General features: G+C 67.0%; 10 protein-coding genes. 7 read left to right on the forward strand and 3 right to left on the reverse strand.

What is annotated here, in order from left to right:
* The first annotated feature begins 89 nt into the window (after positions 1–89).
* The 3 genes from ASD79_RS17965 (at position 90) to ASD79_RS17975 (ending at position 4,779) form a co-directional block, all read left to right on the forward strand.
* On the forward strand, positions 90–2,741 hold the full coding sequence (locus ASD79_RS17965; RefSeq protein WP_235524511.1) for a glycoside hydrolase family 3 C-terminal domain-containing protein: 2,652 nt from the start codon (positions 90–92) through the stop codon (positions 2,739–2,741).
* Between the two features lie 604 nt (positions 2,742–3,345).
* Entirely contained in the window at positions 3,346–3,618 is a 273-nt protein-coding gene (locus ASD79_RS17970; RefSeq protein ID WP_056724163.1) for a helix-turn-helix transcriptional regulator, read from the forward strand.
* 162 nt (positions 3,619–3,780) lie between these two features.
* Entirely contained in the window at positions 3,781–4,779 is a 999-nt protein-coding gene (locus tag ASD79_RS17975) for a LacI family DNA-binding transcriptional regulator (RefSeq protein WP_255356999.1), read from the forward strand.
* Here the strand turns inward: ASD79_RS17975 and ASD79_RS17980 are convergent.
* Both ASD79_RS17980 and ASD79_RS17985 read right to left on the reverse strand, forming a co-directional pair.
* On the reverse strand, positions 4,776–6,395 hold the full coding sequence (locus ASD79_RS17980; protein ID WP_056724167.1) for a glycoside hydrolase family 43 protein: 1,620 nt from the start codon (positions 6,393–6,395) through the stop codon (positions 4,776–4,778). The two genes, ASD79_RS17975 and ASD79_RS17980, sit on opposite strands and share 4 nt — an antisense overlap.
* Positions 6,392–7,618 carry an MFS transporter gene (locus ASD79_RS17985; protein WP_056724169.1) on the reverse strand — a complete coding sequence of 409 codons (1,227 nt, stop codon included), beginning with the start codon at positions 7,616–7,618 and terminating at the stop codon, positions 6,392–6,394. The genes ASD79_RS17980 and ASD79_RS17985 overlap by 4 nt, the downstream gene beginning before the upstream one ends.
* Before the next feature lie 323 nt (positions 7,619–7,941).
* Between ASD79_RS17985 and ASD79_RS17990 the strand changes: the two genes are divergently transcribed.
* Positions 7,942–10,968, forward strand: coding sequence for a TonB-dependent siderophore receptor (locus ASD79_RS17990; RefSeq protein WP_082585036.1), 3,027 nt, complete (start codon positions 7,942–7,944; stop codon positions 10,966–10,968).
* A gap of 187 nt (positions 10,969–11,155) precedes the next feature.
* Positions 11,156–11,803: a DsbA family oxidoreductase gene (locus ASD79_RS17995; RefSeq protein WP_056724171.1), complete on the forward strand. Its 648-nt coding sequence runs from the start codon at positions 11,156–11,158 to the stop codon at positions 11,801–11,803.
* 14 nt (positions 11,804–11,817) lie between these two features.
* On the opposite strand, the gene ASD79_RS18000 is transcribed toward ASD79_RS17995, so the two are convergent.
* Positions 11,818–12,753: a DUF808 domain-containing protein gene (locus ASD79_RS18000; RefSeq protein WP_056724173.1), complete on the reverse strand. Its 936-nt coding sequence runs from the start codon at positions 12,751–12,753 to the stop codon at positions 11,818–11,820.
* Positions 12,754–13,004: 251 nt separating this feature from the next.
* Between ASD79_RS18000 and ASD79_RS18005 the strand changes: the two genes are divergently transcribed.
* Together ASD79_RS18005 and ASD79_RS18010 are read left to right on the forward strand one after the other, a co-directional pair.
* Positions 13,005–14,081, forward strand: coding sequence for an alkene reductase (locus ASD79_RS18005; protein ID WP_056724742.1), 1,077 nt, complete (start codon positions 13,005–13,007; stop codon positions 14,079–14,081).
* Positions 14,082–14,186: 105 nt separating this feature from the next.
* Complete coding sequence (locus ASD79_RS18010; protein WP_056724175.1) at positions 14,187–14,618, forward strand: hypothetical protein; 432 nt, start codon at positions 14,187–14,189, stop codon at positions 14,616–14,618.
* Positions 14,619–14,785: the final 167 nt, after the last annotated feature.

Genomic DNA, 14,785 nt, shown 5'->3' on the forward strand with positions numbered 1-14,785 from the left:
AAATCCGCTCAATCCTCGAGGTAGCTTACATGTTCAGGTCCAATTGGCGACGATGCGGCTTGGCGACGGCGCTCTGTGCGGCGCTGTCCGTGAGCGCCCCGCCCGTCCACGCCGCGCCCGTGGCGCCAAGCGTGCCCGTCTCGCCGCCGACGTCGGCCGAACGCGCCAAGGCCGATCGACTGGCCACGGAGTTGGTGGGCCAGATGACGCTCGACGAGAAGCTCGAGCAACTGCTCAACACCGCGCCGGCGATCCCGCGCCTGGGAATCCCGGCCTATAATTGGTGGACAGAGTCGTTGCACGGCGCCTTGGGCGCTCTGCCCACCACGAACTTCCCCGAGCCTATCGGCCTGGCGGCGACCTTCGATCCCGCGCTCGTTCACGACGTCGCCGGCGCGATCGGAACGGAGATGCAGGACCTGCACGCCCTGGCGCGCGCGACCGGCCGCATGGGCCGCATCGGCACAGGCCTGAACACATGGTCGCCCAATATCAACATCTTTCGCGACCCGCGGTGGGGCCGCGGCCAGGAGACCTACGGCGAGGATCCGTTCCTGACGGCGCGGATGGGCGTGGCCTTCGTTCAGGGCGTCCAAGGCGATGACCCTGATCATCCGCGCATTATCGCGACCCCCAAGCATTTCGCGGTCCACAGTGGGCCAGAATCCACGCGCCACAGCGCCAATGTCTTCGTTTCGCGCCACGATCTGGAGGACACCTACCTGCCGGCGTTCCGTGCCGCCGTCGTCGAAGGCCGCGCCGGCTCGATCATGTGCGCCTATAATCGCATCGACGGCCAGCCGGCCTGCGCGAGCGATCTCCTGCTCAAGGATCATCTGCGCGGCGCGTGGAAATTCGACGGCTATGTCGTGTCCGACTGCGACGCGGTCAAGGACATCGCCGATCATCACAAGTATGCGCCCGACGCGGCCAGCGCCGTGGCCGCGTCACTGCGAGCCGGCGTCGACAACGAGTGCAACGGCGCGACCCTGACCGATACGGACGGCCTGGCGGGTCGATACCGCGAGGCGCTGGATCGCGACCTGATCACCACCGCGGAGATCGACACGGCTCTGGTGCGCTTGTTCTCGGCCAGGCTTCGCAATGGCGACTTGCCGGCCAAGGGCCAGCCCGGCGGACGCGCGGCTCCGAGCGGGGTGACGACGCCCGAACACGAGGCCCTGGCCCTGACCGCCAGCGAGAAGAGTCTCGTACTCCTCAAGAACGACGGAGTGCTGCCGCTCAAGCCGGGTCTGCGCATCGCGGTGATCGGCCCCCTGGGCGACGCCACCCGCGTGCTGCGTGGCAACTACTCCTCGGCGTTGTCGGCGCCGCCCATCTCGGTGGTCGACGGTCTGCGGCGCACCCTCCCCTCCGCTCAGGTCAGCTACGCGCCGTTTGGACCCTCGTTCACCGATGGCGATCGCGTTCCGACCGCCGCCTTGCGCACCCCCGACGGAAAGGCCGGTCTGCTGGCGCGCTATTTCAACACCGCCGAACCCGCGCCCGCCCGGTTCGCCCCCGGGACGTTCGGCGAGACCGTCGCCAAGATGACCTATGCCGACAAGCCGGTGGCCACGCGGGTCGAGGCGGACGTGGCGGCCCGCAGCCTGGACCTGGCCAGCGTCTCCGACCACCACCGGGTTGTCTGGACAGGCTTCCTGGTTCCGCCCGAGAGTGGGACTTATCGCCTGGGCTTGGCGGGCTTCAACGGGGAGCTGAAGTTCGACGGCAAACCATTCGCCGATCTTCGCAAGGCCGGCTGGGCGAGCCTGCCGACCCTGAAGACCATTCGCCTGGAAAAAGACCGTCGCTACCCGATCGAGGTGACGTCGGAGTCGCACGCCTTGTCCGGCGTCAACCTGGTCTGGAAACGGGTCGCCACCGATCCGACCGCCGAACTCAAGGCCGCCGCGGCCAAGGCCGACGTGCTGGTGGCGGTCGTTGGCCTGACCTCGGACCTGGAAGCCGAGGAGTCTCCAGTCGAGATCCCGGGCTTCAAGGGCGGCGACAAGACCACGCTGGATCTGCCTGCCGACCAGCGGGCCATGCTCGAACAGGCCAAGGCCCTGGGTAAGCCGCTGATCGTCGTGGCGATGAACGGCAGCCCGCTGAACTTTTCCTGGGCCAAGGACAACGCCTCGGCTCTCCTGGAAGCCTGGTACCCCGGCCAGTCCGGCGGCTTGGCGATCGCCAATGTCCTGACCGGCAAGACCAATCCGGCAGGGCGTCTGCCGCTGACCTTCTATCGGTCGACCGACGATCTTCCCTCGTTCGACGACTACGCCATGGCCGGCCGCACCTATCGCTATTTCGAAGGAACGCCCGTCTATCCCTTCGGCTACGGCCTCAGCTACACCCGCTTCGACTACGGCCCGCTCAAGGTGGAACCGGCGGCCAAGGGGGCGGGCCAGGGCGTGCGCGTGGTCACGACGATCAAGAACACAGGCGCTCGGCCCGGCTCAGAAGTCGCTCAGCTCTATCTGGACTTCCCCAAGGCGCCTGGCGCGCCCCGTCTAGCCCTGCGCGGCTTCCAGCGGATCGCGCTGAAGCCGGGCGAGACCCGCGACCTCACCTTCACGCTCTCGTCTCGCGATCTCAGTTCTGTCGATCTTGATGGCCAGCGCCGCGTGAGCGCGGGCCGCTATCGCGTCAGCGTCGGTTCGGGCCAGCCTGACACCGGGGTTGCAAGCCGGTCGGCGGACTTCGCGGTCGACGCGGCCGTCGCGGTGGCCAAGTAGACGAACCGACCATCGCGCCTTGGCCAAAAGGCTGGGGCTCGGCCTTTCGACGCCGACGGCCAGATCCACGACCTGTCGGGCCACGTCGCCGACATCACCGGCGCTGGTTCGACGCCTATGTGCGCTGGATCGGCATGCATGGGATGCTGAAGCCCAAGCCTTAGCGTGTTCGGAAGCCTCGTCCCGAAGATACTCGCCGCCCGCTCCGCGCGGGCGGCGAGCTGGCGCCCGAAAGCCGTCGCGCCAAGCCGGCGCGGCGAGGACCGCGGCGTCGCCAATCGCTGCAACCACCACCGTCTGAGCATTTCGATAGAAAAAGAAGCGCCCGGGCCTGAGGGCGGCGCTGAGGCCGGCCTGGGCCCGGGCGAGACCGCCCAGGGGGAAGGGAGGGCGGGCGGTCCAAGACAGCCAATGGCCGCAGCAGCTTTAGGAAATCTGCACAACAGATTCACCCAACAGCGCCTAGTTACGACAATGGTTGCGTTAACATTGGTCTATTTACTTGGATTTGTCCAACCAATATCATACCGCAGTCGAGATAAAATCTATCCATCAACCAGATCGTCCTGGCCGATCGCATACAAATGTCGGACGGAAATCAGCGATGGAAAGCACGCCCAGGGCCGATGTCCGGCGCCAAGCCGCCAACGACCCGCACGCCGGCCTTAGTCGATTGACGCCGGCTGAGCGGAAGGTGCTTCAAGGCGTGAACCTGGGCCTGCCGAACAAACAGATCGCGTGGGATCTCGGCATCGCCGAAGCCACCGTCAAGGCGCATATGACGGCGCTGATGCGCAAGCTCAAGGTCCAGAACCGAACGCAAGCGGCCACGATGGCGCGAGCAATGAGCCTTGGATGCGCCGTAAGCTCCGACTAAAGATCGAAACTTCGTTCGACAGGCGGCCTGCTATCCAACGCTGGCGTTGGAGGCGCCACGACGATCGCTGATTGCGTCGAGTGCGCAATGGATTAGGTAGCGTCAAACGCGACGGTGACGGGGGACGGGTTGGCAAGGAACGCTGGGGGCGCTCGCCCGACCATTCTCGACGTCGCGGCGGAGGCGGGCGTGTCGCCGATGACCGTCTCGCGCGTGATCAATGCACGCCCGGGCGTCGGACCTGACGCACGCGCGGCGGTGGTCAAGGCGGTTCAGGTTCTGGGCTATACGCCCAACGTGGCCGCGCGCAGCCTGGTGACGTCCGCCGAACTCAGGATCGGCGTGATCTACTCCAACCCCAGCGCCGCCTTCATGAGCGACTTCCTGACAGGCGTGTACGAGGAAGCCTCGGCACGTGGAGCCCACCTGATCCTGCTCAAGGGCGGGCAAGGCGGACGTCCGCCCGAGGCCGCGGCGCTGAAACACCTGATCGCATCAGGTGTTTCCGGCCTGATCCTGGCCCCGCCGCTTGGCGAGTCCCCCGTCGTGCTCCAGGTGCTTCGCAAGGCGCGGCTGCCGATGGCGGCCGTCGGCGCCTACGACGTCGAGGGCGCGATCTGCGTGCGCATCAACGACCGTAAGGCCGCTTACGAGATGACGCGCGAACTGATCGATCTTGGCCATCGCCGTCTGGGCTTCATCTTGGGCAATCCGGACCAGGCGGCGAGCGCCGAACGATTGGCGGGCTTCTATGCGGCCGTGCGTGAGGCCGGCGGCGTGACGACGGCGATTGCCCAGGGCGATTTCAGCTTCACTTCCGGCTTGGCGGCCGCCGAACAATTGCTCGACGCGACCCCGTCGCCGACCGCGATCTTCGCCAGCAACGACGACATGGCGGCCGCCGTGGTGTCCGTCGCCCATCGACGCCACCTCGACGTGCCGAGCGAACTGACCGTCGTCGGGTTTGACGACACTTCGGCCGCGGTCACCCTCTGGCCGCCCCTGACGACGGTCCATCAGCCCGTCCGCAAGCTCGCGGCCGAGGCGCTTGGCCTGCTGGCCGCTCAGATCGCCGGCGGCGAACCGTTGGGCCAGGAAAACGACCGCGTGCTCGAGCACGAGATCATCACGCGCCTGTCGGCCTCGCCTCCCGAGCGCTAGTCGCCCTCGCGCCCTTCATAACGAAAATAGGCGAAGTCGGCCGGCGTGGCGGCGCCGGCCATGTCCTGACAGGCCATGCCCACGAAGGGGCCGGTGAAATTGGGCAGCCCCGGCAGCGAGGCTTCGTCCGAGAGGATGCTGGCGTCGAGCACGTCGGGCAATCGCCGCCACGCGACCTCCTCTCCCCCGCGCCAGGCGAACCAAAGCCGATCGTGATCGACCTCCACCCGCAGTTCGACGGGGCCGTCAGGCAAGGCCGCCTCGACGACCTTCAGGGCGCAGCCGCCGAGATCAGGCGACGCGGTCATGACCTGCAAGCGCCGAACGCCGTCGTCCCGGGTGACATGCAGGTAGTGGAACTTTGTGCTGTTGTAGTAGCAGATCAGCCCCGCCGCCTGCTGGAAGTCGGCGGGCTCGAAATCCAGCCGCGTCGTCGCCGAATAGCGCCAATGCTCCTGGCGACGCGCGACCAGGGCCTGCCGGAACGGACTGCCGACGGTCTCGCGACCATAGAGGCGCAAATGGCCCGGGCGAGCGGTGAGACTGAAGATCTCGTCGGGATACGGGGTGCGAAGCCATTGAAACTGGGCCGGCAGCGAGGTTGCGTCGAAGCCGCCGTCCCAGACGTCTTCCGGCCACGGCGCGGACGGCAGACCGGGCGCCGGCGGCTGGGGATCGGGCGCGGCGTCGGCGGTCATGGTTCTGAGCCAGCCGTCCTCGCACCATCGCATCGGCTGCAGGGCCGTTTCACGGCCAAGAACGCAGCGCTGGCGGTCAGGCAACGGCCGCCCGCAGAGATAGGCCATCCACACGGTTCCATCGGCCAGTTCGATCAGGTCGCCATGACCCGCGCGGGCGAGCGGACCCTCCCGGCTTCCGCCCGAGGACAAGACCACGACATCGGGGTGCGGCTCGTAGGGTCCAAACAGGCTGCGCGAACGCGCCATGACGACCGCGTGTCCCCAGCCGGTTCCGCCCTCGGCGACCAGGAGATGATACCAGTGGTCGCGCTTGTAGATATGCGGCCCCTCCGTGAAGCCGCGCTCCGTGCCCGTGAAGATCAGCCGCCGCTCACCCACCAGCGCGCCGGTGCGACGGTCGAGCTCCTGGGCGACGATGCCGGCGAAGCGCGGCCGGTCGGGGCGATGGTCCCAGAGCATGTTCAGCAGCCAGCTCTTGCCGTCGTCGTCATGGAACAGGGCCGGATCGAACCCGCTGCTGTTGAGATAGACGGGGTCGGACCACTCGCCGTCGATGCGATCGCAGGTCACCAGGTAGTTGTGGAAGTCACGCAGCGTCACGCCGTTGGCGCCGTCGAGCGTCGACTGACCGAACCGTTTGACGTCGGTATAGACCAGCCAGAAACGGCCGTCGGCATGGGTCAGGTCCGGCGCCCATACACCGCAGGAATCGGGATCGCCGCGCATGTCCAATTGCGCGGGCCGTGTCAGGGGCCGGGCCGCCAGGCGCCAGTGAACCAGGTCTCGACTATGATGAATCTGGACGCCGGGAAACCACTCGAAGGTGGAGGTGGCGATGTAGGCGTCGTCGCCCACGCGGACGATCGAGGGATCGGGATTGAACCCCCTGAGGATAGGATTGCGAAACGTGTTCATGCGGGTTTGCGCACCAGGGTCCAGAGCAGGGCGGCGCCGACCAGATCGAGCAGGCCGAGCACGATGAAGAAGGGGCCATAGCCGATCTGATCGACCAGACGGCCAAGGACCAGCGTGAACACCAGGACCCCAAGATTGCCGGCCAGTCCGGCGATACCGGCCACGGTCGCCACCTCGTTGCGGGCGAACAGATCCGAGGCCATGGTGATCACCGTCACCGACAAGGTCTGGTGGGCAAAGCCGCCCAGGCACAGCAGGGCGATGGCCACATAGGGGTTCGCCGCCAGGCCGACGAAGATCATGCCGGTCATCAGAACAGCCCCGAGCGTGAACGCCCAGCGCCGCGCGTCGATCAGGTGCACGCCGCGTCCCTGCAGGAACGCCACGATGGCCGGACCGAACAAGCAGCCCAGATCGGCGGCGAGAAACGGAAGCCACGCGAACATCGCGATGTGCGCCAGATCAAAGCCGCGGACACGAGCCAGGTAGAGCGGCATCCAAAACGAGAGCATGCCCCAGACCGGGTCGGCCAGCAGGCGCGGCAGGGCGATCCCCCACATCTCGCGGCGTCGCACGAAGTCGGCCCAGCTTGGCCGCTTGTCCCGAGCAGCCAGTTGCATCTCCTGCCCGGCTTCGATGTAGGCGCGCTCGGCCGCGCCCAGCCGACGATGTCGCTCGGGCGGGCGGTACCAGAACAACCAAGCCACCGTCCAGACCAGGCCCAGCGCGCCGGCCACGACGAAGGCCAGCCGCCAGCTGTGGGTGGCCACGGCCCACGCCACCAGGAGCGGTGCGAACACCGCGCCGAACGAGGCTCCGATATTGTAGACGCCGCTGGCCAGGCCGCGCTCCCGGGCCGGGAACCATTCGGCCGTCAGCTTCTGACCGGCCGGCTGCGCCGAGCCCTCGGCCAGCCCCAGGGCGAAGCGCAGCCCCGCGAACGGAGCCCATCCCTGGGCCGCCACGTGGGCGATGGTTATCAGCGACCAGAGCGCCACGCACACGGTGAAGCCAAGCCTCAGCCCTGCCCCGTCGAGGAAATAGCCAACGATCGGTTGGAACATCACGCCCAGCTGAAAGGCGCTCGTGATCCAGGCGTACTGTTCGCTCGAGATCGACTGTTCGTTCAGGATCATCGGCGCGGACACGCCCAGCACCGAGCGGGCGAGGTAGTTCAGGACCATGGCCAGGACGAACAGTCCGATGATGGTCCATCGCACCATGGGAAATCCGGGCCTTGGCTCCAGGCCGAGACCGAAGCTGCCGTGAGAACCGCGCACCGCGCCTCCGATAACGTTACCATCCCCGAACGTCGTCTTATGACACGTCCTTTTCCGGCCATTCGCGCCGAATTTGTGCGCGACAGCACCGTCTTCGCTCCCGTCTAGCGAAGGCTGACGCTTGTTTCAATGTTATTATGTCAGAGTATTGACTTGCCAGGACAGCAGACATACCCAATTTTGAGGTAACGCTACCATCGCGGCGGTCCAAGCCCGCGGGAGAGCGCCAAATCGCGCCGGCCAACGGCGCTTGGGAGGGAATGAACATGTTTTCAAAGGGCATTGAGCCTTCGAGTTCGCGCGCCAAGAGCGCCAGGGGCTCCCACCAGGACAGCGCCGCGGCCCCGACCGTCAGAGGCCGTTTAGTCCGGCAAATAAGGCGCGAGGCTTTCGGCTCGGCCGGCGCGGCCGCCTTGCTTGCCAGCCTGTTCGCCGGGCCGGCCCTGGCCCAGGCCGTGGTGCCCGCGCCGGGGGCCACGCCGGAAACCGCCGCGGTCAGCGAGATCGTCGTCACGGGAACCCGCATTCAGACCACGGGCTTCACCGCACCGACGCCGACGTCGGTGATCGGCGAGGCTCAGATCCAGAACAATGCTCAACCCAATATCTTCGCCACCATCGTTCAGCTGCCGTCGCTGCAAGGGTCGAGCGGCTCGACGACGAACACCTTCAGCACTTCCAGCGGCCAGCAGGGCCTCAGCTCCTTCTCGCTGCGCGGCCTGGGCACGATCCGCACCCTGACCCTGCTCGACGGCCAGCGCGTGGTCGGCGCCTATTATACCGGCGTCACCGACGTCAGCCTGTTTCCGCAACTGCTGATCCAGCGCGTGGACGTGGTCAACGGCGGGGCCTCGGCCTCCTACGGGTCCGATGCGGTGGGCGGCGTCGTCAACTTCATCACCGACACCCGCTTCACCGGGTTCAAGGGCAACGTCCAGGCCGGGATCACCACCTACGGCGACGATGAGCAAGGCCTGGTGCAACTGGCCGGCGGCCGCAGCTTCCTCAATGACCGCCTGCACGTGGTCGCCAGCGGCGAATGGGCCAAGGAGGACGGCGTGGGTCCCGGCGGCTTTGGCCTGGATCTGGCCGGCGACCGCGACTGGTTCACCCAGACCACGATGATCAACCGCAACGTCACCAACGACGGCTCGCCGCAGTACCTGATGCGCGACTACGCCCAGCCCTACGCCTACACCAAGTACGGCCTGATCTCCGCCGGCCCGCTGCAAGGCATCGCCTTCGACCAGAACGGCCAACCCTTCCAGTTCCAGTACGGCTCGAACGGCGTGCCCGACAAGAACGCCTCGGGCAGCGTCACCGGCTGCTTCCCCGGCTCCTGCGTCGGCGGCGACCTGTCGGGCAATATCGACAGCGGCCGCACGCTGCAGTCGGCGATCGAGCGCCGGGTGGCCTATGGCCGCGTCGGCTACGACTTCGCCGACAACAACGAGGCCTATGTCTCGTTCAATCTCGGCCAGGTCAAAACCAGCAACCAGCCGGTGAACGGGGAAAATCGCCCGGGCCTGACCCTGCAGTGCGCCAACCCGTACGTGCCCGCCTCGGTGCAGGCGGCCTGCGCGAGCGCGGGCGTCACCAGCTTCCAGTTCGGCACGAGCAATGCGCTGCTGCCCAACACCGAGGTCCACACCGATCGTCGCCAGTATCGCGTCGTCGGGGGGCTGAAGGGCAAGTTCGCGCTCCTCGACACCGATTGGAGCTATGACGCCTATTACGAGCACGGGGTGAACAAGACGGCGGTCGACGTCGATCACATCATCCTGAACCCGCGCTTCAATCAGGCGATCCAGGCCACCACGCTCAATGGCGCGATCGTCTGCGCCGACCCCATCGCCCGGGCCAACGGCTGCCAGCCGCTCAACATCATCGGCGGCAAGACGCCATCGGCGGCGGCGCTCGCCTATGTCCAGCCGGAAAACGGCCCGTTCCAACGCCTGCGCATGACGCAAGACGTGGCCAGCCTGAATTTCTCGGGCGCTCCGCTCAACCTGTGGGCCGGGCCGCTATCGGTGGCGTTCGGCGCCGAATATCGCCGCGAATTCTACACCGTCCACGCCGACCCCTATGGCGCCGGCGTTTCCGACCGTAGTCCCAACTCCACCGAGTTCCCGGCCGATCCTGTCCTGTCGACCATCGGCAACAACTGGTACGCGGGCAACTACAAGAACGGCAACGGCGCCTATCACGTCAAGGAAGCCTATCTCGAAGTCGACCTTCCCCTGATCGACACCGAGGCCCTCGGGCGCGCCAACTTCAACACCGCGGCGCGGGTGACCGACTACAGCACGTCGGGAACCGTCTGGACCTGGAAGGCCGGCGGCACCTGGGACACGCCGATCAAGGGGCTGCGCCTGCGCGGCGTCACCTCGCGTGACGTGCGCGCGCCCAACCTGTCGGAACTGTTCGCCGCGCCGGTCACCACCACCCTGCCCAACTTCCTCGATCCGGCGCGCAATGTGAGCGTGGTGGCGATCCAGAGTGTGGTCGGCAATCCCAATCTGACCCCTGAGATCGCCCGCAACACCCAGCTCGGAGTGGTCTTGGCCAATCCCCCGTGGCTGCCCGGCTTCAGCGCCTCGTTCGACTATTACAAGATCAAGATCGACGACGTCGTTTCGAGCCTGGGGGCGGCCCAGATCGTCGACTATTGCTTCCGCAACATCCTGCCCGAGACCTGCGGAACCTATAATCTCAACAACACCAGCGGCCCCAACTACATCAATGTCCAGTCGTTCAACCTGGCCTCGTGGAAGACCAGCGGTTTCGACATCGAGGCCAGCTATCGCTGGCAGCGCCCGTTCGGTCTGGACGGCAACTTCACCCTGCGAGCGCTGGCCACCCACATCCGTGAATTCATCACCGACACGGGGCTGCCGGGCACTATTCCAACCGACTCGGCGGGTGTGAACACCGGATCGACGCCGGACTGGAAATGGCTGGCGATCCAGACCTACGAGGGCGATCGCTTCAGCCTGACGGTGCAGGAGCGTTGGTTCAGCGACGGCAACTACGGCAACCAATATGTCGTCTGCGCCGCGGGAAGCTGCCCCGCCTCGACCGTCAACGCGCCTACGATCGACAACAACTTCATGCCGGGGGCGTTCTACCTCGACATCGGCGGAACCTATAATATTCGCAAGGACGTCACAGCCTATTTCAAGGTCGACAACGTCTTCGATCACGACCCCGCCAAGTCGCCTCAATATGCCAACCCCGCCTTGTACGACATCGTCGGCCGCATCTATCGCACCGGCGTGCGCTTCAAGTTCTAACGAAAATCAAAGTCGCCGAGAACGCCTTTGGAAACGGCGGTCAACGAAGGGGAGCCACCTCTCAGACTTGCGAACTTCGGGACTCGAAGTTCGCAAGTCTGAGCTCGTCGGAATCGATCAGCGACCACCCCCTGAATTCTCCACATCGCTCCCTATATGTCGGATCTCCTCTCGACCGGACTCCGCCATGACCAAGCCTTTGAAGATCGACTTCGTCTCCGACGTCTCCTGCCCCTGGTGCATCGTCGGTCTGGGCGGGCTGGAACAGGCCCTCGAACGGGTCGGCGACCTGGTCGAGGCGGAAATCCATTTCCAGCCCTTCGAGCTCAATCCCAACATGCCGCCCGAAGGCCAGAACATCGTCGAGCACGTCGCCGAGAAATACGGCGCGACGCCCGAGCAGTCGGCGTCCAACCGCAAGGCTATCCACGACCGCGCGGCGGCCGTGGGCTTCACGATGACCACCAACGAGAACAGCCGCATCTACAACACCTTCGACGCCCACCGCCTGCTGCACTGGGCCGGGATCGTCGGCGGCCAGCCGGCGCTGAAGCGCGCGCTGTTCGACGCCTATTTCACCGATGGGCTCAGCCCGGCCGACCATGACGTCCTGGTCGCCGCCGCGGAGAAGGTCGGCCTCGATGGAGCCGCGGCGCGACAGGTGCTGAGGTCCGGCCAATATGCCCAGGAGGTTCGCGACGCCGAACGCGCCTGGCAGGCGGCGGGCATCAAATCGGTGCCGGCCGTGGTGATCAACGACCGCTACCTGATCTCGGGCGGCCAGCCGGCCGAGTATTTCGAGCAGGCCCTGCGCAAGATCGCCGCCGAGGTCTAGGGGCGCGACCGGCCTCAGTGGGCCTTCTTGCGCGGAATCAGATGGACGGCGGCGACGATCACCCCGCCGATGATGAAGCCGACCACGGCCGAGCCGGCCGCCATGGCCATCCAGCCTGTCACGACGCCGACACCCGGGACGCCGGCCGCCCAGTGCGACGCGCCCTCAACGAGGTGCGGCACGGTGTCCAGGCCGAAATGCTCCAGTCCATGGACGATGATCCCGCCGCCGACCCACAGCATGGCCGCCGTGCCGATCACCGTCAGCGCCTCCATTGTCACCGGCATGGCTTTCACCAGCCCCCGGCCCAGTCCGCGCACCAGTCGCGTCCGCCGCTGGGCCAGGTGCAGGCCGATGTCGTCCATCTTCACGATCAGGCCGACGACGCCGTAGACGGCGATGGTCAGCAGCACCCCGACCAGGGCCAGGGATCCGGCCTGAATGGCCAGGGGGCGGTCGGCGACGTCGGCCAGGGCGATAGCCATGATCTCGCCCGACAGGATCAGGTCGGTGCGGATGGCCCCGGCCACCTTCTGGGCCTCGAGGTCCTTGCTGCTCAGGGCCAGTTCTTCGAGTTCCTCCCCCGCCTCGTGCGGGCTGAAGGCCTCGATGATCTTCTCGGTGGCCTCGAAGCAGAGATAGGCGCCGCCCAGCATCAGGATCGGCGTCACGGCCCAGGGCGCGAAGGCGCTGAGCAGCAGCGCGCCGGGCAGCAGGAACAGCAGCTTGTTGCGGAACGAGCCGACCGCGATCTTCCAGACGATCGGCAGCTCGCGATCGGGCGTGAAGCCCATGGCGTAGCCGGGCGTCACGGCGGCGTCGTCGACCACCACCCCGACCGCCTTGGTCCCCGCCTTGCCGGCCGCCCCGGCCACATCGTCCAGCGAAGCGGCGGCGAGCTTGGTGATGCCGGCGATGTCGTCGAGCAGGGCGGCAAGGCCGGAGGGCATGGGCGTTCTCTGTGGCGCGTGGAAGAGGTCCTGTCGCGAATAGACCGGACCACGCGCCTTGGTCGAGCCTTGATCCGCCCTTGCCGAGGACGACGCCGGCCTTTTTGTCGATCCGCCAGGCGACCCTTCAGATTCCCTGGGTCGGCCGTCAGAATAAAATCAGCTCCTGTGGCAGTTGCGATAAAGCCGCGACGCTCCAGATAAGCGGGATGCCGGCGCGGTCGTCGGCCAATCCTTCAGGGACCGCTTTCATGCCCACATTGTTCGACCCGCTTCGCCTCGGCGACCTGGACCTGCCCAACCGCGTGGTGATGGCCCCGCTGACCCGTCTTCGGGCCGGCGACAGCCAGATCCCCAACGCCCTGATGGCCGAGTACTACGCCCAGCGCGCGTCGGCCGGCCTGCTGATCACCGAGGGCGTGCCGGTCTCGCCGCAAGGCGTCGGCTATCAGGGCGTCCCCGGCATCTGGTCGCCGGAACAGGTCGAAGGCTGGAAGCTGGTCACCAAGGCCGTGCACCACAAGGGCGGCCGGATCTTCATGCAGATCTGGCACGTGGGCCGGATTTCCGACCCCTCGTTCCACAACGGCGCCGCGCCGGTCGGCCCCAGCGCGTTGCCCGCCAACGGTCACGTCAGCCTGCTGCGTCCCGAGCGCCCCTACCCCACCCCGCGCGCGCTGAGCACCGAGGAAGTGGCCGGCGTGGTCGAGTCCTTCCGGATCGGCGCCCAGAACGCCAAGGACGCCGGCTTCGACGGCGTCGAACTGCACGGCGCCAACGGCTACCTGCTCGACCAATTCCTGCAGGACGGCTCCAACCAGCGCACCGACCAATACGGCGGTTCGATCGAGAACCGCGCCCGGCTGATGCTTGAGGCCACCGATGCCGCCATCTCGGTGTTCGGTCCGGGCCGCGTGGGCATGCACCTGGCGCCGCGCGCCGATGGTCACTCAATGGGCGACAGCGACCTGGCCGCCACCTTCGGCTATGTGGCCACGGAACTGGGCAAGCGCGGGATCGCCTTCCTCTGCGCCCGCGAATACCACGGCCCCGACAGCCTGGGCGCGGACCTGCGGGCCGCGTTCGGGGGCGTCTATATCGCCAACGAGAAGTTCACCGGCGAGACGGCCCAGGCGGCCCTCGACGCCGGCGCCGCCGACGCCGTGGCCTTCGGCAAGGCGTTCATCGCCAATCCCGACCTGGTCGAGCGCCTTCGCGCCGGCGCGGCGCTCAACGCCCCCGACCCCACCACCTTCTACGGCGGCGGGGCCGAGGGCTATGTCGACTATCCCGCCCTGAAGACGCCCGTGGCCGTCGCCGCGGAATAGCCGAAACCGCTCCGGGCGCGGCATTTCCGCCCGTGTCTGTATCCGCTGCGCCATTTGCCGCGTTGGGTCTTCACCCCGCGCCGCGCAGCGGATACAGGCTTAACCATGAGCCAGAGCAACCATCACTGGAAGACCGTCCTGCAGCGGGGCGTCACGGCCCTGGACTTCCAGATCACCAGCCCTCCCAACGCCTCGCCAACCATGATCGCCGAGCCGGCGCCCCAGAAGCGGGCCCTGCCGGTGATGGTCTTCCACGCCGTGGCCGCCGCCGCGGTGGTGGACAGTTGGGTGGCGGGCGGCGAAGGCGAGGTGCTGATCGATCGGCCGGCCATCCTGGCCCGCCAGCGGCTGCTGACCGCCAAGGCCGCCGAGCCGCCGGGCAGCACGCCGTCGCCGTTCTCGACGGGCTACGCGACCGCCTACAAGCTTGAACTGGCCCGCCTGGTGTGGCTGGCGATCATCGACCACCCGGCCCGCCGGCTGGAGGCCCTGGCCGCCGTCTACGCGCCGCTCGAGCCGCGCGTCAAACTGGTTTAGGGCCGCCGTCCAATACGCCCCGTACTTCCGCTCATCCCGGCGAATGCCGGGACCCAGATGGAATAGCGGTGGGGCTGACGCCAAGCACGCCGAGCCCTTCCCATCATCCCTGCGCCTTGGGATCTGGGTCCCGGCGTTCGCCGGGATGAGCGGGGTCAGGGGGTCAC

Source organism: Caulobacter sp. Root655 (assembly GCF_001427665.1).
Lineage (GTDB): Bacteria > Pseudomonadota > Alphaproteobacteria > Caulobacterales > Caulobacteraceae > Caulobacter.